At 62.2% G+C, this 20,519-nt stretch carries 15 protein-coding genes; 8 read left to right on the top strand and 7 right to left on the bottom strand.

The genetic code is table 11. From position 1 onward, the window contains the following. Positions 1–2: 2 nt before the first annotated feature. Both FE240_RS15755 and FE240_RS15760 read right to left on the bottom strand, forming a co-directional pair. Positions 3–1,196, bottom strand: coding sequence for a tyrosine-type recombinase/integrase (locus tag FE240_RS15755; protein WP_143236977.1), 1,194 nt, complete (start codon positions 1,194–1,196; stop codon positions 3–5). Between the two features lie 160 nt (positions 1,197–1,356). Further along, positions 1,357–1,926, bottom strand: coding sequence for a single-stranded DNA-binding protein (locus FE240_RS15760; RefSeq protein ID WP_193002250.1), 570 nt, complete (start codon positions 1,924–1,926; stop codon positions 1,357–1,359). 483 nt (positions 1,927–2,409) lie between these two features. Between FE240_RS15760 and FE240_RS15765 the strand changes: the two genes are divergently transcribed. Beyond that, positions 2,410–4,677, top strand: coding sequence for a zinc/cadmium/mercury/lead-transporting ATPase (locus FE240_RS15765; RefSeq protein ID WP_193002252.1), 2,268 nt, complete (start codon positions 2,410–2,412; stop codon positions 4,675–4,677). A 52-nt stretch (positions 4,678–4,729) separates the two neighbouring features. On the opposite strand, the gene metF is transcribed toward FE240_RS15765, so the two are convergent. Beyond that, entirely contained in the window at positions 4,730–5,623 is an 894-nt protein-coding gene (metF, locus tag FE240_RS15770) for a methylenetetrahydrofolate reductase (protein WP_042044566.1), read from the bottom strand. A 315-nt stretch (positions 5,624–5,938) separates the two neighbouring features. Between metF and FE240_RS15775 the strand changes: the two genes are divergently transcribed. After that, entirely contained in the window at positions 5,939–6,736 is a 798-nt protein-coding gene (locus FE240_RS15775) for a GNAT family N-acetyltransferase (RefSeq protein WP_193002255.1), read from the top strand. Between the two features lie 45 nt (positions 6,737–6,781). On the opposite strand, the gene FE240_RS15780 is transcribed toward FE240_RS15775, so the two are convergent. The 4 genes from FE240_RS15780 to FE240_RS15795 form a co-directional block, all read right to left on the bottom strand. Further along, positions 6,782–8,215: an ABC transporter substrate-binding protein gene (locus FE240_RS15780; protein WP_193002258.1), complete on the bottom strand. Its 1,434-nt coding sequence runs from the start codon at positions 8,213–8,215 to the stop codon at positions 6,782–6,784. Positions 8,216–8,223: 8 nt separating this feature from the next. Then, positions 8,224–10,194 carry a methyl-accepting chemotaxis protein gene (locus FE240_RS15785; protein WP_193002261.1) on the bottom strand — a complete coding sequence of 657 codons (1,971 nt, stop codon included), beginning with the start codon at positions 10,192–10,194 and terminating at the stop codon, positions 8,224–8,226. A 183-nt stretch (positions 10,195–10,377) separates the two neighbouring features. Next, entirely contained in the window at positions 10,378–12,219 is a 1,842-nt protein-coding gene (locus FE240_RS15790) for a M3 family metallopeptidase (protein WP_193002263.1), read from the bottom strand. 102 nt (positions 12,220–12,321) lie between these two features. After that, positions 12,322–13,227 (bottom strand): 1,4-dihydroxy-2-naphthoate polyprenyltransferase, encoded by a 906-nt coding sequence (locus FE240_RS15795; protein WP_193002266.1) that lies wholly within the window; start codon positions 13,225–13,227, stop codon positions 12,322–12,324. 182 nt (positions 13,228–13,409) lie between these two features. Here FE240_RS15795 and FE240_RS15800 point away from each other — a divergent pair, with 182 nt between their 5' ends. The 6 genes from FE240_RS15800 to menE are packed head-to-tail and all read left to right on the top strand — an operon-like array spanning position 13,410 to position 20,408. Continuing rightward, positions 13,410–14,726, top strand: a complete 1,317-nt coding sequence (locus FE240_RS15800) for an isochorismate synthase (protein ID WP_193002269.1) — start codon at positions 13,410–13,412, stop codon at positions 14,724–14,726. A 15-nt stretch (positions 14,727–14,741) separates the two neighbouring features. Further along, positions 14,742–16,442 (top strand): 2-succinyl-5-enolpyruvyl-6-hydroxy-3-cyclohexene-1-carboxylic-acid synthase, encoded by a 1,701-nt coding sequence (gene menD / locus FE240_RS15805; RefSeq protein WP_193002272.1) that lies wholly within the window; start codon positions 14,742–14,744, stop codon positions 16,440–16,442. Further along, positions 16,435–17,184, top strand: a complete 750-nt coding sequence (menH, locus tag FE240_RS15810) for a 2-succinyl-6-hydroxy-2,4-cyclohexadiene-1-carboxylate synthase (protein WP_193002275.1) — start codon at positions 16,435–16,437, stop codon at positions 17,182–17,184. Before menD ends, menH begins: the two co-directional genes overlap by 8 nt. Next, positions 17,181–18,041 (top strand): 1,4-dihydroxy-2-naphthoyl-CoA synthase, encoded by an 861-nt coding sequence (menB, locus tag FE240_RS15815; RefSeq protein WP_193002277.1) that lies wholly within the window; start codon positions 17,181–17,183, stop codon positions 18,039–18,041. The genes menH and menB overlap by 4 nt, the downstream gene beginning before the upstream one ends. Then, the gene (menC, locus tag FE240_RS15820) at positions 18,041–18,973 is read left to right on the top strand and encodes an o-succinylbenzoate synthase (RefSeq protein ID WP_193002279.1); all 933 of its coding nucleotides are present in this window, start codon (positions 18,041–18,043) and stop codon (positions 18,971–18,973) included. Before menB ends, menC begins: the two co-directional genes overlap by 1 nt. Then, the gene (gene menE / locus FE240_RS15825) at positions 18,966–20,408 is read left to right on the top strand and encodes an o-succinylbenzoate--CoA ligase (protein WP_193002281.1); all 1,443 of its coding nucleotides are present in this window, start codon (positions 18,966–18,968) and stop codon (positions 20,406–20,408) included. The genes menC and menE overlap by 8 nt, the downstream gene beginning before the upstream one ends. Positions 20,409–20,519 lie beyond the last annotated feature (111 nt).

A 20,519-nucleotide genomic window follows, 5' to 3' on the forward strand; every position in this document is an offset into this window, starting at 1 on the left:
TTTTATGATATTTTTCTATGTAATTCCATTTCAGCGTGAAGTTGGTTTAGAACTAGGTTGCATTGCTCCATTATTGACCCAGTTTCATATATTAGACTACTATCTGAGTTATACTTCCACCCCCCAACATTATTTTTTATCTTTTTCTGTTGAGCTGCGTCAATCCCCATTTTAGTAAGCATTCTGTCAATATTTTCAAAGAGTGTATGCCTTAATTTATGAGGATGAATATCTGATAACTCTAAAATTTTATTCTTGATACTTGAGAAAATATCATCCAATGCTGCTATTGATAGCGGATTATGTGGCTTAGTTGTCGATAAGAGTAAATAGGGGCTCTTCATGGCTGAGTCGCCAAGAGATTTTCTCGCCTGTTTATATTCATCAATCAGTGAAGCTAGAGGAAATGAAATAGGAATAATCCTGCCAACTGTTTTCTCGCGTGGCACTCTATTACGAGGATCGTTATGTTCAATATTCTGTTGTGTCAGGATAAATGGGTAAACACCATGTACCAGCTTGCTCGTATGGCAGTTTGATGTAGTAAGTGATAGCAGTTCACTTTTTCTAATTCCTGTTTCTAAAAGTAACCTAAGAATTAGCTTGTTACGTAACTGAGTAGATTTATTCCAGCCAAGAGAACTCGGTATTTCCATGATGTCATACAGTGTTGCTTGTTGGACTAATGACAATCCAAGAATGCGGCCTGGAGCTGTCTTTGGTCTTCTCAGCTTGACTAGTTTTACTTGAAGCCTTCTCATCATCTCGGGGATTTGACTGAATAGAGGATCAGTATTACGGCGCTTGGATATTGCTTTGTCGGCTAAAAATTGAAAATAAACCAATACCAAATCAAGGCGTTGATTGAAATAATCAGGACTAACAATATCTGGTCGGAGGGGTCTTGCTCCGTTGATATCGTATGAGCGATGCTCAAGATGTTTGAGAAAACTCTGGTATAAGCCAGTGTCAGCAAACCCTGTGCCAGCAACAATTTCCGCTAGATCTACTTTTAGCATTGCTGCCCATCGTTCGATATGGATTAGGTGGTTTGCATTATTCTCCTGTGTTTTTTCCGCACCATACAGGTGTGTCAGTGTGAACTCACATAGCCTCGGGATGGGGAGTCCTCTCTCATCAACGATTAGATACTTACGTTCATTGTACTGCTTCATGTTGACGGTTCTGAGCTTCACTGCATCACTCCTTTACACTTTTATACACCCATTCCTAAGGTATACTGCGTGCTTTCAGAATGTGCAATCTTTACATTCTCAGAAAAGAAAAAACCCCGAAATATCGGGGTTTTTAGGCATTTCGCTTTACAAAACGCTTTACATTTTAAAAAAACCGGCCCTAGAACGGAATATCGTCATCAAAGTCCATCGGCGGCTCATTGTAGACCGGCGGGGCGGACTGGGGTTGAGCCTGGGGAGCGGTCGGACGGTTGTAACCACCTTGCTGCTGCGGGCTAGGCGATGCCGCCGGGCGGCTGGCCTGTTGCATCGGTTGCTGCGGCTGACCCCAGCTCTGCTGCTGGCCGCCACCCTGATTCATCGGTTGACCACCACCTTGCGGACGGCCACCCAGCATCTGCATGCTGCCACCGATATCGACCACGACCTCGGTAGTGTAACGCTCCTGGCCATTCTGATCCTGCCACTTACGAGTTTGCAGACGACCTTCGATATAGACTTGGGAGCCCTTACGCAAATACTCACCGGCGACCTCGGCCAACTTGCCAAACAACACGACACGGTGCCACTCGGTCCGCTCTTTCTGTTCGCCGGTCTGCTTGTCGCGCCAGGTATCGGAAGTCGCCAGGGTGATGTTGGTCACCGCACCCCCACTGGGCATGTAGCGCACCTCGGGGTCTTGCCCGAGGTTACCGATCAGGATCACTTTATTGACGCCGCGACTGGCCATAATTCACTCTCACCTCATTCTTTAAACCGGCTCTTGTCCGGCCATATTCATCGTTTGCTTGCCCGCAATTCAGGCAGCGCCTTGGCGGTACTACATGTTGTCCCGACTGGGCCTGACCTGGCAGGCAAGGGGTCGCAGTCTGCCACAACCGTGCCCGACATAGTAACAGCAAGAACTCCTCAGCGCACGATGGCGTCGGCTTGGCCTCGCCAATCCCTGACCATCATCAATGTTATGACCTTAACTTCTGCCGCACGGTTCAACGAGATCTCATCCACAACAGACCACGCGTCTTCGCAAGGGGGCTGACAGTGTATCTCTCCAGCCTACGCCACAGTTTTCGCCTGCCGCTTCCCTTGCTTAGCGCTCCCAATCTCAAAGAGCGATAAACAGTGTGAACTACTACGAATCTCATGCTTGACCTTGGACTATGGTCAAAGGTCTACAGTCTCCAGCAAGCACTGACACTCAAAGGAGCCCCCCATGAGCCACTCCTGCTGCTCGGGCAAATCCAAGCCCACCCAGAGCGAAGCACATCAGCATAATAGCCACTGCTGTGATGCCACCGCCTCACCGCACTCCCACGCCGAACATGACCCCCATGACAGCGGCCATGTTCATGACGCATCGACAGAAGACGACGATCCCCCCCGAGCGCCCGTCTCCGGTAACCAGCGTCACAGCTGGCAAGTCAGCGGGATGGACTGCCCCAGTTGTGCCCGCAAGATCGAGACCGCTGTGGGCCGCCTAGACGGTGTCAGCCAGGCACGCGTGCTGTTTGCGACCGAGCGACTCGTTGTGGATGCCGCTCCCACTCTTTCCCCCAGCGTGATCATGGAGGCGGTCGGTGCCGCGGGCTTTACCCTAAGTGGTGGCCCCTCTCGAACCGCCAGCTCTGCAACTCAGTCCAACTGGCTGCGTGAAAATGCAGGCATTATTTCACTTGCCGCCATGATGGGGTTGGCCACCCTGCTTGGCCAAGTGATGCCCGAACTCGGCCAGTGGCTCTTTACCCTGGCGACCCTGTGGGGCCTGTGGCCGGTCACCCGTAAGGCATGGCAATTGGCACGCAGTGGCACTCCATTTGCCATCGAAACCCTGATGAGTGTCGCCGCTGTCGGCGCCCTCTATCTCGGCGAGACCGCCGAGGCCGCCATGGTTCTGCTGCTCTTCATGCTCGGTGAAAAGCTTGAATCCTATGCTGCCGGACGTGCCCGCGCCGGTGTCACCGCCCTGATGGCGCTGGTGCCAGAGCGGGCCATCCGGGTACGTGATGAGCAACGCGAAGAGGTAGAGGCGAGCGAATTGCGGCCGGGCGACATCATAGAGGTGGCCCCAGGAGCACGCCTGCCAGCCGATGCGGTGTTGCTCGACTCGCTTGCCGCCTTTGACGAGAGCGCCCTCACCGGAGAGTCGATCCCGGTCGAACGCCGCGCCGGCGAGAAGATCGCCGCCGGCTCCCTCTGCGTGGATCGACTGATCCGGCTGCGCGTCACCTCGGAACCCGGCCACAATGCCATCGACCGCATATTGCAGCTCATCGAAGAGGCCGAATCCAAGCGCGCACCGATCGAACGCTTCATTGACCGGTTCAGCCGCTGGTATACCCCGGCCATGATGCTAGTAGCCCTCGCCGTCATCCTGATCCCTCCCCTGGCATTGGGTGCCGACTGGGAAACCTGGACTTACCGTGGCCTGGCCCTGCTGCTGATCGGCTGCCCTTGCGCCCTGGTGATCTCGACCCCGGCAGCCGTCACCTCGGCTCTGGCCGCCGCGACCCGCCAAGGGGCGCTGATCAAAGGGGGAGCGGCACTGGAGCAACTGGCCGCTATTGACATGATCGCCTTCGACAAGACCGGCACCCTGACCCTGGGCAAGCCTGCGGTCACCGACCTCGAGGTGCTGGGCTCCGCCGAAGAGGCCACCTTCCTGCTGACCATGGCCGCCGCCATCGAGACCGGCTCCCATCATCCGCTGGCGCAGGCGGTGGTGAGCCACGCCACCGAACAAGGTATCACGACTGCCGCGGCGGGCGAGATCCGGGCCCTCCCCGGCATGGGGGTCGAGGGGATCATCGATGGCAAACGCTGGAGCCTGCTGGCCCCCCAACACCAGCAGGGACTGGATGAGCCGACCCAGGCCCGCATCCAGTCCCTGGAGCAGCAAGGCAAGACAGTGATCGTGCTGGCCCGCGAAGAGAGCCCGCTGGCGCTGCTGGCGCTACAGGATCAACTGCGCAGCGACGCCCGCGCCGCCCTGGACGAGCTGAAAGCACTGGGCATTGAGGGGGTGATGCTGACCGGAGACAACCCGAGGGCCGCCGCGGCCATCGCCGGGCAACTTGGCCTGGATTACCGCGCCAGCCTGCTCCCCGCCGACAAGGTGGATGCCATCGCGGCCCTCTCCGGGCAACGGGCGATCGCCATGGTCGGGGACGGGATCAACGATGCCCCCGCCATGAAGCGGGCCCGCATCGGCATCGCCATGGGCTCCGGGACCGACGTGGCGCTAGAGACCGCCGACGCGGCCCTGACCACCAGCCAGCTGCATGGTCTGCCGGCCATGATCCGTCTGTCACGGGCGGCGCTGGCCAACATTCACCAGAATATCGCCCTGGCCCTCGGTCTCAAGGCGATCTTCCTGGTCACCAGTCTGCTCGGTCTGACCGGCCTGTGGCTGGCGGTACTGGCCGATACCGGGGCCACCGCCCTGGTCACCGCCAATGCCTTGCGTCTGTTGCGCAAGCGCTGATCTGCCTGCAATAAAAAAAGCCCCGCACTGCGGGGCTTTTTCACGTCTGCGTTCAGGCCTGCTTGGGGCGCACCCCCAAGGTATGGCAGATGGCGTAGGTCAGCTCGGAGCGGTTCAGGGTATAGAAGTGGAAATCCTTCACCCCCTCCTGACTCAGTACCCGCACCTGATCGATGGCGATGCTGGCTCCCACCAAGTTACGGGTCATCTGGTCGTTATCCAGCCCCTCAAAGCGCTGATGCATCCAGCGCGGTACCTTGACGTTGGTGAAACCGGCGAACTTGGCCAGTGTCTGATAGTTGGAGACCGGCAGTATGCCCGGCACTATCTCGGCATCAATGCCGATGGCGGCGCAGCGATCCCGAAAACGCAGGTAAGTCTCCACGTCGAAGAAGAACTGGGTGATGGCGCGGTTGGCGCCGGCATCGATCTTGCGCTTGAGGTTGAGCAGATCCGACTGGGCGCTGCGCGCCTCCGGGTGGACTTCCGGATAGGCCGCCACCGAAATGTCGAAATCGGCTTCAGCCTTGAGCAGGGCCACCAGATCGGCGCCGTACATCTCGGGCTTGTCGACCCCTTGCGGCAGATCACCGCGCAGGGCAACGATGTGGCGGATCCCGCTGTTCCAGTAATCACGGGCAATGGTGCGCAGCTCATCACGGCTGGCATCGATACAGGTCAGGTGCGGCGCGGCGATGAGGCCGGTGCGCTCCTTGATATCCTTGATCACCTTGTGAGTGCGATCGCGGGTGCCCGAATTGGCGCCGTAGGTAACCGAAACGAACTTGGGCTCGAGCACCTTGAGCCGCTCGATGGATTGCCACAGGGTTTGCTCCATGCTCTCGCTATTGGGCGGAAAGAACTCGAAACTGACCGAAATGTCGCCGCTCAAGTCCGCGATGCTTTGGTTGAGTGCTTCAACCTGGCGTGCACTGTGAAATCCCATCTGTGTCTCTCCCTGTACTGCACGTTTCCGAAATCTGGATGTTTGGACGTCCAAACGTCTTTCTATCCTTACCGGATTTCCCCATGATGTCAATCACACCCTCTCTTTTTTACCCGTGTCCGCTCCGTAAAAAAATAAAAATGTCAGTAGAATGAATAAACCCCATCCCAAATCGACAAGAAGCACAGTATCATACCGACGAGAACGTTTTACGTTCTGAATCTGCGTGTGATTGTTTGGCCGGAGTTTTCTCCGGCCCTTCTTTTTTTACTGCCTGCCGCCGATAACCATGAGAGTCCCTATAAGGAGCCTGTCATGGACGACCATCCCGCCATTGCCACCGAATTGCTATTCGATGGCTATCGGGGACAAATTGCCCGCTACCCCGACTTCTGGGCCATTACGGTTCCCGATGCGCCCGATGACTACTTCGGCAACTACCTGTTGCTGGCCACCCCTCCTCACGACCATGACAAGGGGTGGCTGGAGCAGAGCTTCGATCGCCACATAGGGCGAGATCCCCGTATTCGTCACCGCACCTTCCAGTGGACGCTCCAAGAGGGGCAACACAGCCGCCTGGCGGGTTTCATCACCTCCGGATACCACTACCTGGAGCTGCAAGCGCTCTGTGTCACGGCAACACAACTGCGGCAACCCGCAGGGAAGCAACCCCTGCCTGTGCGCCCCTTCGTCCATCATGATTGGCCCGCCTGGCATGCGCTCGAACTGGCAGAGCGAGACCCCGCACATAATGCGCGGGACTACGCTCGCTTTCTTGACGGACGCATGGCGCTCTACCACGCCATGATTGCCGATGGTCTCGGCCAGTGGTGGGGAATGTGGGAGGGAGAGGAGCTGGTCGCCAGTTGTGGCCTCTTTTTCAAGGGGTCACTCGGCCGCTTTCAATGGGTGCGCACCCGCGAACGCTGGCGCAATCGCGGCCTGTGCCGGCACCTGCTCTATCAGGTGGCGTCCCACGGGCTGCAACGGGTGCCCGAGATCATCATCGTGGCCGACAGCGACTACTTTGCCCATCGCATCTACCGCAACCTCGGCTTTGAGACGCGGGGCCGGCTGGGCAGCCTGTTTCGCCGAAAGCGGCCAGAGCCATAAAAAAACAGGGAGGCCAATGGCCTCCCTGTTTTTATCCCACCCCCTTTACTGCGGGGTCGCCCCCTGCTCCAGCTCTCTAGAGAGCGCCTCTTCACTGGCTGCCGTGGCCGCGGCACTCGCCGCCGGCGCCATGGTGGCCGGAGCCGGTGTATTTTCCTGAACGGCTGGGGCCGTCGACGGGGCGACGGTGGGCGCCGCTGCCGGGGTTGGCGCCGTACAGTCGCAAGCGGCGGCGCCCTTCTTTCCCTTCTGCTGCGGCGCATACCAACTGAGCAGCCCACTCTCCAGTTGGGTGGCGGCCGCCTGGGGCTCAAGCTTACCGAGCAACACCTGCTGGCTCACCTCTGCCAGCTGATCCCCAAGTTTGGGACTGCCACGCGAGAGGATCTGAGTCGCCACCCGTATGGTGGAGTCACATTGATCGCGCCACTCCATCATCTCGCGCGCCGCCGGGTTGCTCACATCGAAGAAGTGGTTCGATAAAGAGAAGAAACCGGGCAAGGCGTTGGTGTAGAGTTCGGCAAATTCGGAAGTGGTGAGCCACTGCAGGAACTGCATGGCTTCCTCTTTGTTCTTGCTCGCCGTGTTCATCCCCATGCCGATGTCGGTATGGTCGGTGAAGTAGCAACTGTCTCCCGCCTTGGCGACGGGCGGACGCAGCACGCCAAAATCGACCTTGCCGGTGAAAGGAGCGATCTCCCAGGAGCCGGCAACATACATGGCCGCTTTGCCCGAGGTAAACAGTTCGTTCGCCGCTGCATAATCACGCAGTTCAGCCCCCTCCCCCAGATAGGGGCGCCAGCGGGCCAGCTCGCTGAAAGCCTGCACATAGGGGGCATTGTCGAGCCGCTCACTGCCGCTGATGAGCGCCAATCGGCCATCTTCCCCCTTCCAGTAGTTGGGGCCGATATTCTGAAAGCCGAGTTCAGAGGCCACCCAGCTCTCGGCACCGCTCATCGCGAGCGGTACATAGCGACCATCGGCTTTGACCTTGTCGAGGGCTGCAAAGAACTGATCCCGAGTCTGCGGCGGGGTAATCCCCAGATCCTTGAAGATCCCCTTGTTATAGAAAAAGCCGTGGATGACCGATGCCATCGGCACACAGAAGGTCTGAGCCCCCGAGTCCGTCTGCCATGGGGACTGGGCGAAACTCGGGAAGTTCTCCATCCCCGCCATCTCGGTCAGCTCAGCCAGATGACCGGCTTTGAACAGGGCCAGCGAGTCGTCAAACGGGCGGCAGGTGATGAGATCCCCCGCCTTGCCAGCCTTGAGGCTCTCTTGCAGTGTCGGCATGAAGCTGACGTTCTGTACCGGGCGGAAGGTCAGTTTGATCCCGGGATGGCTCTTCTCAAACGCCGGAATGATTTTCTGCTCCCACAGGGCCTTGTCATCGACACGCCAGCTCTCTATCACCAGCTCACCCGCCACCAGATGGGAACAACACAGCAGGCCGAGCGCCCCTAACCATTGCTTTGACATAGCGCCTCCTAGACCTTGAAGTGGGAAATCAGTTTCTGTTGTTGCGAGACCAGATCGGCCAACACCTCACTGCTGCCCGCCGACTGACGCGCCTCACGCTCGGTCTCGAAGGCCACCTCGGCAATCCCCGAGATGTGTTGTGCCACCCCCTGGCTGACCGAGATCTGTTCATCTGCGGCGTGGGCGACCTGATCGGCCAGCTCCTTGATCACCTCCATCCGCCGGGCGATAGACTGCAACGCGTCATCCATCTCACGGGTCTGGGTCACGCAGGTCTGGGTCTGATCCTGGCTGCGCCCCATCACCTCCACAACGTGGCGGCTCGAGGACTGCAAGTTCTCGATCATCGCCTGGATCTCCTCCGTGCTGGTCTGGGTACGGTTAGCCAGCGCCCGCACCTCGTCGGCCACCACGGCAAAACCACGTCCGGCATCGCCGGCTCGGGCCGCCTCAATCGCGGCGTTAAGGGCCAGCAGGTTGGTCTGTTCGGCGATGCTGCGGATCACATCGAGAATGCTGCCGATGTTGTCGCTGAACTCACCCAGTTTGTGGGTGATGCCGACGGCCTCCTCCATAGCGGTAGCCAGCCCCTCGGTGAGGCGCCGGGTATCGGCCACCTTGCGCCGCCCCGACTTGGCCTCATCGTTGGCAAGATCCACCTCACGCTTGGTGTTCTCGGTGGAGCGAGCCACCTCGCCGGCACTCACCTCCAGCTCGGTGATGGCGGCGGCCACCTGATCGGTCTGGCTCTTCTGCTCCTGTACCCGAGCCATGGCGCGCTCGCTGATCTCGGCGGCACGGGCCGCCTCATCCACCAGATGGCGCGAACCCGAACTGATCTCGCTCAGCAACTCACCTGTCTTGCTAGCCAGGGTGTCGATCGATTTAGAGAGCGCCCCAAACTCACAACCGCTGCGGTAGTTGATGCGGCGGGTCATGTCCCCGGCGGCCATCAGCGCCAGCTCGCCGTTGATCCGTTGCAGCGGACGCTGAATGCTGCGCGCCGTGGTGTAGCCGATCACCAGCGCCACCAGCGCCGAAACGGCCGCCACCGTGAGAATCCAGAAGCTAGCGCTGCTCACTGCCCCGTCGGCGCTGTTACGACTGACCGAGGCCGTGTGGGTGGCGCTGGCACTGAATTCGTCGAGCAGCCCCAGCACCTTGGCTAGGGTGCTGTCGAGTTGCAAGTTGAGATCCTTGAGGGTGGCCCCCAACTGCTGCTGGCTGCGCATGGTCACCAGCATGCCGCTCTTGCCCAAGGTCAGCTCTTCGAGCTTGCCGAGGTTGGCCAGATAGCGGGCTTTGACGTCATCGGCCACCGCTACCCGCTCGAGGCGCTTGCGGGCCATGTCGATGTCAGTCGAGAGCACCTTCTCCAGCGTGGCCAGATCGGTCTGCTGATCGGCGCGACGGATATTCTTGATATCGCGGGCAATGCCCGAGGTGATGAGTTCGGCCTTGTTACGCATGGAGCGCTGGCTCGAGGCCTGCTGCAACAGCAGATCGGCGGCCCACTGATAGGTATCCTCAAGACGAATGAAGCCCTTGCCGAGCTCGGTCAGGTGCTGGTGCGCCGCCACCCAGAGGCGGTGCTGGGCCATCACTTGATCGCTCAACGCAAAGAAGTGCTCGGCCGCCTCGCTGACCGATTGCAGCTTGGCGGCCGCCTCATCCCCCTGATCCAACGCCTCACGGCTCTGTTCGAAACGCTGTCGCTGCTGGCTGATCTGTGCCGCCAGCCCATCCAGGGCACTGCCCTCTTCACTGTTGCGGTACTCCAGTACCCAACGATTGGCATCCTGTAGGGTTCCCTTCAGGTTGGCCGCCGCCACCACCAGCGGTGTTGCTCGCTCGGTCACCTCGGTCAGACCCGCATTGATGCCACGGATCTTGAGCGCACTAACGGTGCCAAGCAGGATCAGCAGAAGGAGCATCAACACAAAACCGGCAATGATCCTTTGCACTATGGAGAGACTCATGTCGCTGTCCTCAAACTAGGGAGTGTGTTCAACATAGTGCTTATCGGCCACTTAAACGGTAACTGGAGCCTTATTGCCCCCCATTCCCTTGATGTAGAACACGTTTTTCATCTTTATTCGAACCGAATGACAAAAAAACGCCCTCCACAAGGGAGGGCGTCCGGGTTCGATTTCAGGCGAGTCTCACCCCTGCGATACAGCAGGATAATGATCCCGGATCCAACGCTCAAAGTCGTCCAGCATCTGCGCTTGCGACTCACTGTTATCGGCGATCAGCTCCTCCCCATGCACCACCCGGATGATGGCCTCAAGCGGTACTCCATCGCCGGGGGCTGTACGCGCGGCGGCGGCCGCCATACAGGCTTGAGCCTCCTGCCAGGTCTGCTCGACCGTCCGGTTGCACGCCTCAGCCAGATAGTGGGGGTTGAACCCCTCCCCGGTCAGGCTCTGCAAGGTCTCATCATGGCTCTTGCCATTGCCCGGCGCCCAGTAGTGGGCGGCCAGATCCGGCCCGATGCGCGGGTTGTCGGTCAGATAACCATCTCGGGCCAGGAAGAAGGCGCGGGTCTGCTCCACCGCCATCTGGGCCAGCAGGTAGCCGTGATAGGCACAGGCCGACTCTTGGTTGAGCAGGTGGGGAATGGCCAACAGCGGCCGCGGGCTCTCAACACCGAGAATGCGCCGCTCCCATTCGCGGGCCAGCGCGATCACCCGCTCACCCGTCAGTTCATCTTCCGCCAGCCGGTAGAGATCCCGCTCGAAGTAGGCCACCAGGGCAATCTGCCGCTCGTTGAAGGCGCGCATCGGCTGACTGGTTTCAATCAAGGTATGGATCAGCGCATCGGGAATGGCCTCCCCGGCCTCGTTGCGGGCATAGCGTTTGAGCCAGTCCGCATCCCCCAGCAAGCTGTCGCAGAACATCGACTGAGTTTCGGCATAGGCCATGGAGGTGGGGGGGAACTCCTGGGAGAAGCAGGGGGCATTACCGGTCACGTTGGCAAAGTGAGCGGCGTGCCCCCCCTCGTGGAACAAGGTGTTGAGGCCACGCCAACCGCTGCCCACCTGATCCGGGCGCGCCAGACTGGTGAAGTTGACCATGGCAGGGACCCAGACCCCTCCCTGCCAGTGGCTCGGCACCGGGCCGTGGCAGAAGCCGTTCTCGTACTTGCCGGCCCGCTCCAGCAGATCCAGGGTCAGGGTGGCGCCCCGAAACTGGATGCCAAGGCGAGCGAAGCTCTCCACCCAGTCGCGCAAGGCGCGCTCGAAAGGCACATAAGCATCGAGCTGGCGAATGGCATCCCCACCGGAGAAAAAGCGCAGGTTATGGGGGGCGCAGGCCACCTCTCCGTGACGCGCCCGCAACTCAGCGAGGGAGGCCACGCAGCGCGCCTCGGTGGCGGCCTCGAAGGCATCGAGCACGGCAAACAGCTGCTCCGGGCTCATTCGCTCATTCTTGTGCACCTTGTAATCGAAGTAGTCGCGATACCCCATGGCGCGGGCAAAACGGTTACGCAGCCGCACTATGTCGAGAAAACCGTGCGTCACCACCCACTGCTCCAGGGTCTGGAAAAGGGCGATGGCACTGCGCCGCGACGCTTCGCTCGGGCTGGTGCCGAGCAAGGTGGCAGCGGCCGGCAGTGAGCCCGGCAACGACTCCCCATTCTCACCCGTCAGGGTCAGCGTCAGGGTGCGCCGCGCCGCAAACAGGGCCGACTCGGCCGCCACCAACTCATCCATCAGGTGGGCAGCGGCCGAGTCTTCTATTACATTGCACTCGAAAAAGGCGATCCAGCCACGCAGGCCGGCGGCGAGCTGCGGGTCGTCACCCGCCTGCTCGAGCGCGGCACGCAGTTGTGGCAGTCGCGCCGGATCGGCACAAAACCCCTTGTAGGCTTGCTCGGCCGCCGTGAAGCCGGCCTGATCGTCGCTGGTGCCCATGTAGGTGGCCCAGAAGAGATCCTCCTTGCGTCGGTGCACCGCAAGGTAGTCCCGGTTTAGTTCGTCAAAATAGGTCCTGGCAGACATAAATTCCCTCTCATCGGTTGGGTTTTCCCCACCTTGTCATAGCGAAGGGGCGCCACTGGCGCCCCTTTTCACACTAACAAAGCCGCATCGGCCTGTCTGCCCTCAACTCAGGGCCAGACCGATGGCCAGCAGCAGGCTGTAGAGGAAGGCGCTGATGGCGGTCTGCTTGAGGGCCCCGTTGAGGCGTGCCCCGTCGCGCGTCTCGGAGAGGATGCGAGCGGCGCCGCTGAGCGGCTTGAGGGCCGGCAGGAAGATCCAGGGCCAGGGCCCCGCCCCCTCCAGCAGTAAAAAGGCGATGGTCAGCAACAGGGCCGCGCCCAGCAACACCCAGTGATAGGCGATCGCCTTCTCCCGACCAAGTCGCACCGCCAGGGTGATCTTGCCACTCACCCTGTCCCCTTCGATGTCACGCACGTTGTTGATGTTGAGCACGGCGGTGGCCAGCAGGCCACAGGCGGCCGCCGGTAGCAGCAGCGGCCAACTCAGGCTGTGGGTGAAGAGATAGAAAGAGCCCAGCACCCCGAGCAGCCCGAAGAACAGGAACACCGAAATATCGCCAAAGCCACGATAGCCATAGGGGGTCTTACCCACCGTATAGGTGATGGCGGCGATGATGGCGAAACCACCGAAGGCGACAAACAGCAGCACATCGAGCCAGTTGTTGCCAAACGCGGTGATCAGCAGTCCCAGCCCGCTCGCCACGGCCCCCAGGGCCACCAGCACCATGGCGCGCACCATCTCACCACGGCTGATGAGGCCAGAAACCACGGCCCGCTGTGGCCCGATGCGCGTCTCGTTATCGGCCCCCGAGACGGCGTCGCCATAGTCGTTGGCTAGGTTGGAGAGGATCTGTAGCAGGATCGCGGTCAGCAGCGACAGCCCCATGATGGCTCCGTCAAAGGCGCCGTTGCGAGCCGCCAGGCCGGTACCCAGCAGGATCGAGGAACAGGCCAATGGCAGGGTGCGCAGACGAGCCGCCAGCACCCAGGCGGTGAGTTTTTCAGTCATAGTCGGTAGCCAAGCAGCCGGATATTGATCCTGTCGAGGTTATGGCGGGGGCCCCCCCCTTATACTGGCCACGCCCCGGGATCAGATGTCCAGATGATTTACATGGAAGAATGGGCCGTTAATATATATGAATTGTTAGCCTTTTGGCACACACCGGCGCTGCGCCCTCCGAACTCTGACCCATGCTGGCACCCACACATCTCCTGCAACAACTGGACGCCCTTCGCCATGACGCGACCACAGGCTTTGTTCGCCTGCGGATCCCGTTCGTGGTCGACTCCTTCCTCGGCTGGCTGGCGGCGCAACCGCTCTATCCGCGCATCTACTGGCACTCCCGCGGTGCAGAGCGGCCCGAGTACGCCGCGCTCGGCAGCATTCACACCCTGGATGATCCCCAGCAACTGACCGCCCTGTGCAAACAGATCGCCGAGGCGGGCGCTGACTCTCCGCGTTACTTTGGCGGCCTTGCCTTCGATCCGACGTCCCCCGGCTGGCCCGGTTTCGGCGCCTGTCGTTTCGTGCTGCCACGGATCGAACTGGTGCGCCGTGGCGAAGAGGTGAGCCTGTGCCTCAACCTCTGCCTCGATGCCAGCAATCGGGAGGCCGAACTGGCCGCCGCCGAGCAGGCCCTGCAAGCGCTGCGCCCGGCGCAGCCGTTGCCACCGCTGCCGGCCCAACCTTTCGTGCGCAGCGACAGCCCGGACCCGGCGCTGTGGCGCACACTGGTCGAGCAGGTCACGGCCCCCGACTTCCAAGCCCACACCCCCAAGGTGGTGTTGTCACGGGCCAGCCGCCTCGACAGCCCGATCCGGGTTGCCCCCTGGTCGATGCTGGCTGCCTGGCGTGAACGGGCCCACGACTGCTTCCACTTCGGTTTCGAGTTCGCCCCCGAGCAGGCCTTTATCTCCTGCTCACCCGAGCGCCTCTACCGGCGCGAGGGGCGCCACCTCTTCACCGAGGCGCTGGCCGGCACGATTCGTCGCAGCGGTGACGATGCGCTGGACGCGGCCCTGGCCGCCGAACTGCTGGCCGACAGCAAGAACCGGCTGGAGAACCGGCTGGTACACGCCGACATACTGCAACGCCTGGCCCCACTGGCCGAGCAAACCAGCCTGACCGAGCCGCGCATCCTCAAGCTGCGCCTGTTGCAGCACCTCAAGTGCGACATCGAGGCTGCGCTCAAGCCCGAGGTGTGTGACTGGCAACTGCTGGCCGCGCTGCACCCGACTCCGGCGGTCGGCGGCGCCCCGCGCGAGGCGGCGCTCGATTTCATCCGTCATCACGAACCCTATCAACGGGGCTGGTATGCCGGCGCCTGTGGCCTGCTCAGTCGCGACACCAGCGAGTTCGCCGTCGGCATCCGCAGTGCCCTGCTCGATGCCAAGTCGGTTACCCTGTTTGCCGGTGCCGGTATCGTCGCCGGATCTGAGCCTGCCGCCGAGTGGGCCGAACTCGACAACAAGATAGGTAACGTGCTCTCCCTGCTGGAGCAGCGCTAGCCCGAAGGAGATCCCATGTTCGCGAGCCGTCACGCCACCTTCAACCACCTCTGGGCTGCGCTCCTGCTCGAGGAGCTCTACCGTCTGGGGGTGCGCGACGTGGCACTGGCCCCCGGTTCGCGCAGCGCACCGCTGACCATGTCCGCCGCCGCTCACCCCGGCCTGCGCCGCCACGTGCATTTCGATGAGCGCGGCCTCGGCTTCTTCGCCCTCGGTCTGGCCAAGGGCAGCGGCCGGCCGGTCGCCGTCATCACCACCTCGGGCACCGCCGTGGCCAACCTCTGGCCTGCCGTGGCCGAGGCCCAACTGACCGGGGTAGCGCTCATCATACTGTCGGCCGACCGGCCACCCGAGCTCATCGACAACGGCGCCAACCAGGCCATCGATCAGCAGGGGATCTTCGCCCGCTACCCGGTGTACCAGCAGAATCTGCCGAGCCCGACCCCCACCATCGCCGCCCCCTTCGTGCTGAGCTGCGTGGATCAGGCGCTCGCCGTGCAGCGCCGCACGCCGGGCGTGGTGCACCTCAACTGCATGTATCCCGAGCCCCTCTACCCAGGTGCCGAGCAGCCCGACTTTACCGACTACCTAGCCCCCCTCGGAGACTGGTTGACGAGTGGCGCCCCGTGGGGGCCATGGCAAGAGCCGCCCCGCGCCATCACGCCCCAGCCACAGTGGCCGAGCTTCGCGGCGCGCCGTGGCCTCATCATCGCCGGGCGTATCGACGATCCAAAGGAGGCCGACGCCGTGGCCGCGCTGGCCGAGCGGCTCGGCTGGCCCCTCATCGCCGACCTGCAAAGCCAACTGCGCTTTGACCCGCGGGCGCTGCTGCACACGGATCTTGCCCTGCATGACCCGGCCTTTCGCGCCGAGCTAGGGCGCGCCGAGGTGCTGCTGCAATTTGGAGCCCGCCTTATCTCCAAGCGCCTCGCCCACTTCGTGCGTGATCACACCTGGCAGGATTACTGGCTGGTCGATCCCCAACCGGCCCGCCTCGACCCTGACTACCGGGTACGTCGCCGCCTGCTTGGCTCGGCGCCGGATTTCGCCGCCGCCCATCCCATCGACCATGCGCCGTCCGGCTGGGCCGCACTGGCGCCCGTGCTGACGCGGGTCGCCGCGCAGATCGAGCAGGCCTGCGCCCACTTCTCCGAGCTTGGCGTCTGCCATCGCCTCAACCGCCTGATCGAGGGGCAACTGTTCGTTGGCAACAGCATGCCGGCGCGACTGATGGACATGCTGGGCACGCCGGGCCATGGCCCCAGTCGGGTGATGACCAACCGAGGCGCCTCGGGCATCGACGGCCTCATCGCCAGCGCCTGCGGCTTTGCCGAGAGCAGTGCGCAGCCCACCACCCTGCTCATCGGCGATCTCAGCGCCCTGCACGATCTCAACAGCCTGGCGCTGCTCACCAAGCGCCGTGCCCCGATGGTGCTGGTGCTGCTCAACAACGACGGCGGCAGCATCTTCAACATGCTGCCGGTGCCGACCGCCGAGGGGCTCAGGGAGAGCTACTACCGGCTGCCGCACGGCCTCGACTTCGCCCATGCGGCGGCCATGTTCGGCCTGAACTATGTCGCGCCACAGACGTTGGAGGCGTTCGAGCTGGCCTATCGCTCGGCACTGCAATCCGGCGTGACCCTGATCGAGATCAGGGTGCCCAGCGAGGGGGTCAGCGACGATCTCAAGACCTTGGGGAGGGTGCTGCATGGCTGAGATCACCACGGTTCTGCTGCACGGCCTGCTCGGTGACCAGCACGATTGGGCTTCGGTCACCCATCATCTGACCGGCCCCTGGCTGGCGCTGGATCTGCCCGGACACGGTGAGCGGCAGGATCTCGACGTAGCCGATTTTGCCGAGTGCGATCACTGGCTGCGTGATACCCTGTCGCAGCACGGCGTCACTCGCTACCGGCTGGCCGGCTATTCCCTCGGCGGGCGCATCGCCCTCTATCACGCCAGCTTGCAGCCACAAGGGCTGACGGCGCTATGGCTGGAGAACAGCCACCCCGGCCTGCCTGAAGTCGAACGCGCCATGCGCCTGGCCCATGACGCTCGCTGGGCCCACCGTTTCGAGAGCGAGCCGCTGCCAACCGTGCTGCATGACTGGTACTGTCAGGGGGTCTTCTCGGATCTCGACACCCAAGAGCGGGAGCACCTGATCGTCCGGCGCCTCGGCAACCGGGGCGAGGCCGTCGCCGCCATGCTGCGCGCCACCTCGCTCGGCCACCAGCCAGAGCTGCGCACCTGGCTGGCTACCACAACGCTGCCCGTCACCTATGTGGCAGGGCGGCAAGATCACAAATTCCACAACTTGGCTTGCCAATTGGCGACGCCGGGTTCAACAATCGACCTGCGGGTGCTAGACGGCGGGCACAATCTGCACGCTGCCCTCCCCGAGGTTTATGCCCGCGAGCTGGCTCGCTGGGCCACTCAACCAGAAGAGAAGAGCACATGATTGAAGGTATGACCGAAGCGCAGCTGTATGCCCCCGCCGAATGGCGCGACTGTACCGCCGGTTACGAGGACATCCTCTACCACAAGTCCGCCGAGGGCATCGCCAAGATCACCATCAACCGCCCCCAGGTGCGCAACGCCTTCCGCCCCCAGACGGTGAAGGAGATGATCCAGGCTCTGGCCGACGCCCGCTATGACGACCACATCGGCGCCATCATCCTGACCGGCTTCGGTGATCAGGCCTTCTGCGCCGGCGGTGACCAGAAGATCCGGGGCGACTACGGTGGCTATCGCGATGACTCCGGCGTGCATCACCTCAACGTGCTCGACTTCCAGCGCGACATCCGCACCTGCCCGAAACCGGTGGTCGCCATGGTGGCCGGTTATGCGGTCGGGGGGGGCCACGTGCTGCACATGATGTGCGACCTCACCATCGCCGCTGACAACGCCATGTTTGGCCAGACCGGCCCCAAGGTGGGCTCGTTCGACGGCGGCTGGGGTGCCTCCTACATGGCGCGCATCGTCGGCCAGAAGAAGGCCCGCGAGATCTGGTTCCTGTGCCGCCTGTATGACGCGCAGCAAGCCCTCGACATGGGTCTGGTCAACACAGTGGTGCCGCTGGCCGAGCTGGAGCGCGAGAGCGTGCGCTGGTGCCGTGAGATGCTGCAACACAGCCCGATGGCGCTGCGCTGCCTGAAGGCGGCACTGAACGCCGACTGCGACGGTCAATCCGGCCTGCAAGAGCTGGCCGGTAACGCCACCATGCTGTTCTACATGACCGATGAAGGTCAGGAAGGACGCAACGCCTTCAACCAGAAGCGCCGTCCTGATTTTTCCAAATTCAAACGGAACCCCTGATGAAACTGGCCCTGTATCGCTACGAATTGCTCTTTACTCACCCCCTGACGTTTCATGGCCGGGTCGAAACGGTGCGTCAGGGCCTGCTGGTCAACATAGATGGCGGCTGGGGGGAGATTGCCCCCCTGCCCGGTTTCTCCCGCGAAACCCTGGCCGAGGCCCAGGAGCAGGCCCTGCTCTGCCTCAAGGCGCTGGCCCGCGGCGAAACCATCACCGCCACCCTGCCCTCGGTGCAGTTCGGCCTCGACTGCGCCCGTCGCAGCTGGCCCACGCTCAAGGCGCCGCTGCCCGATCCCTATCCGCTGATCCAAGGGGCTCCCCAGGATCTGCTCAAGAACTGGAAGGTGGTGCTGCACAACGCCCCCACCAACAAGGCCAAGCTCAAGGTGGCCCGTTATCCGATGCGCGACGAGCTGGCCTTGATCCGCTTGCTGCTCGATCGCAACCCGAATCTCAAGTTGATCCTCGATGCCAACCAGGGATGGAACCGTGAGGAGGCGTGGACCTTCTGCCTGCACCTCGATCCTGCCCGCATCGAGTACCTCGAAGATCCGTGCGCCGATTTCGACGACATCCGCTTCGTGGCCAACCGCACCGGCATGCCGGTGGCCCTCGACGAGCTGCTGGCCCAAGGCAAACCGTGGGAGCCTATCCCCCAACTGCGGGCTCTGGTGCTCAAGCCCACCCTGCTCGGCTCCCTGTGCCACTGCGAGGCGCTGGTTGCCAAGGCGCGTGAGTTGCACCTCAAGGTGATCGTCTCCTCCTGCTTCGAGTCCGGCCTGGGTCTGGCCCAGCTGGCCCAGCTTGGCGCCGAGTGGGATCCGCAGCAGGCCCCCGGGCTCGGCACCCGCCGTTTCCTCGCTCAGGATCTGATGGGGAAAGAGGGAGCACCGGAGATGAGCCAGCTCGATACCGTGTGGCAACATGGCTGAAGCTTGTCCGGTTCGCCGCTGGGCCAAAGAGCGTCCGGCGCAGCCGGCCCTTATCAGCCAGGGTATCACCCTTGATTACCGGACGCTGGATCGCCGGCTCAACCACCTCACCGCCCAGCTACAGGCACAGGGCATGCACAGTGGCATGCGGCTGGCCGCCCCGGTGCGCGCCAGCTTGGAAGGGGTGCTGCTGGCCTGGGCCTGCGTGCGGCTCGGTCTCATCTTCTGCCCACTCAATCCCGCCTTTCCGCCGGCCCGGCAACAGGCGCTGGCAACCCGGCTCAACATCGACGGCTTCTGGTCTACCGAGGCCAGCGTGGCGGGCCCGTGGCACAGATTGCAGCTCGATTTCTCCGGTGAGCGTGAGGCTGCCGACGAGGTGTGGCTAGCGCCAGAGCAGCCCAATAACCTCATCCTCACCTCCGGCTCGAGCGGAGAGCCCAAGGCGGTGCTGCACCGACTGGCCAACCACCTAGCCTCGGCACGCGGTTCGGCCAGCCTCATTCCCCTCGATCACGACTGCGGCTGGCTACTCTCGCTGCCGCTGTTTCACGTCGGCGGCTACGCCATCCTGTTCCGGGTCTTCCTGGCCGGCGCAGCACTGGTACTCGATGAACGGGATCGCCCCCTCAAGGCGCGTCTCGAGACCCAGCCCATCACCCATCTCTCCTTGGTGCCGACCCAGTTGTGGCGGCTGCTGGCCGAAGGGTTCCATCCTGCCCGTACCCGCCTGCGCGAACTGCTGCTGGGCGGGGCCGCCATCCCAGCGCCGCTGGTCGAGCGCCTCAGCGCCATGGGATTGACCCCCAAGGTGAGTTACGGCCTCTCCGAAATGGGCAGCCAGGTGTGCACCGCTGCGCCTAGTCGCCCCGGCCTGGTCGGCCATCCGCTGCCGGGGCGCGAGGTCAAAATTGAAGAGGGGGAGATCTGTGTGCGCGGTGACACCCTGTTTCTTGGTTATGACCACCCCGCCGGGCTCGATACGGCCCGCGATGCACAAGGATGGTTTCATACCCGGGATAAGGGCTCTCTGACGGCGGCAGGTGAACTGGTGGTGGAAGGGCGACTCGATAACCTCTTCATCTCGGGAGGGGAGAATATCCAGCCCGAGACCATAGAGCAGCGACTGGTCGATCATCCCGCCATTGCACAGGCCTTGGTGGTGCCCGTCCCCAGCGAGGAGTGGGGGGAGCGGCCGGCCTGCTTCATCGACTGGCAAGGCGAGCCGATGAGCGAACTCGAGCTGGAGCAGTGGGTTCGGGCCGCCCTTCCCGGCTTCATGGTGCCCGATGACTGGCTGCCCTGGCCCGATCTGGGGGGCGCGCTCAAGCCTTCCCGTCAGCAGCTCAAAATCGTCGCAGCGAGCCGGCATTCATCCGCTCACGCCACCCAAAAGCCGGGCCACGAATCAGGGGATAGGCCGGTGAAGCCATAAGCTCCTTGCCCGCATCGCCGGCTTAAATGCCCCCTTTTCGCTTACTGCTGGCTGAATCGATCTGCCCACCCGCGCTGACGCAGCGCGCCAGTTGTAATAGAATGCGGCCAT

It is taken from the genome of Aeromonas simiae, from assembly GCF_014892695.1.
GTDB lineage: Bacteria > Pseudomonadota > Gammaproteobacteria > Enterobacterales > Aeromonadaceae > Aeromonas > Aeromonas simiae.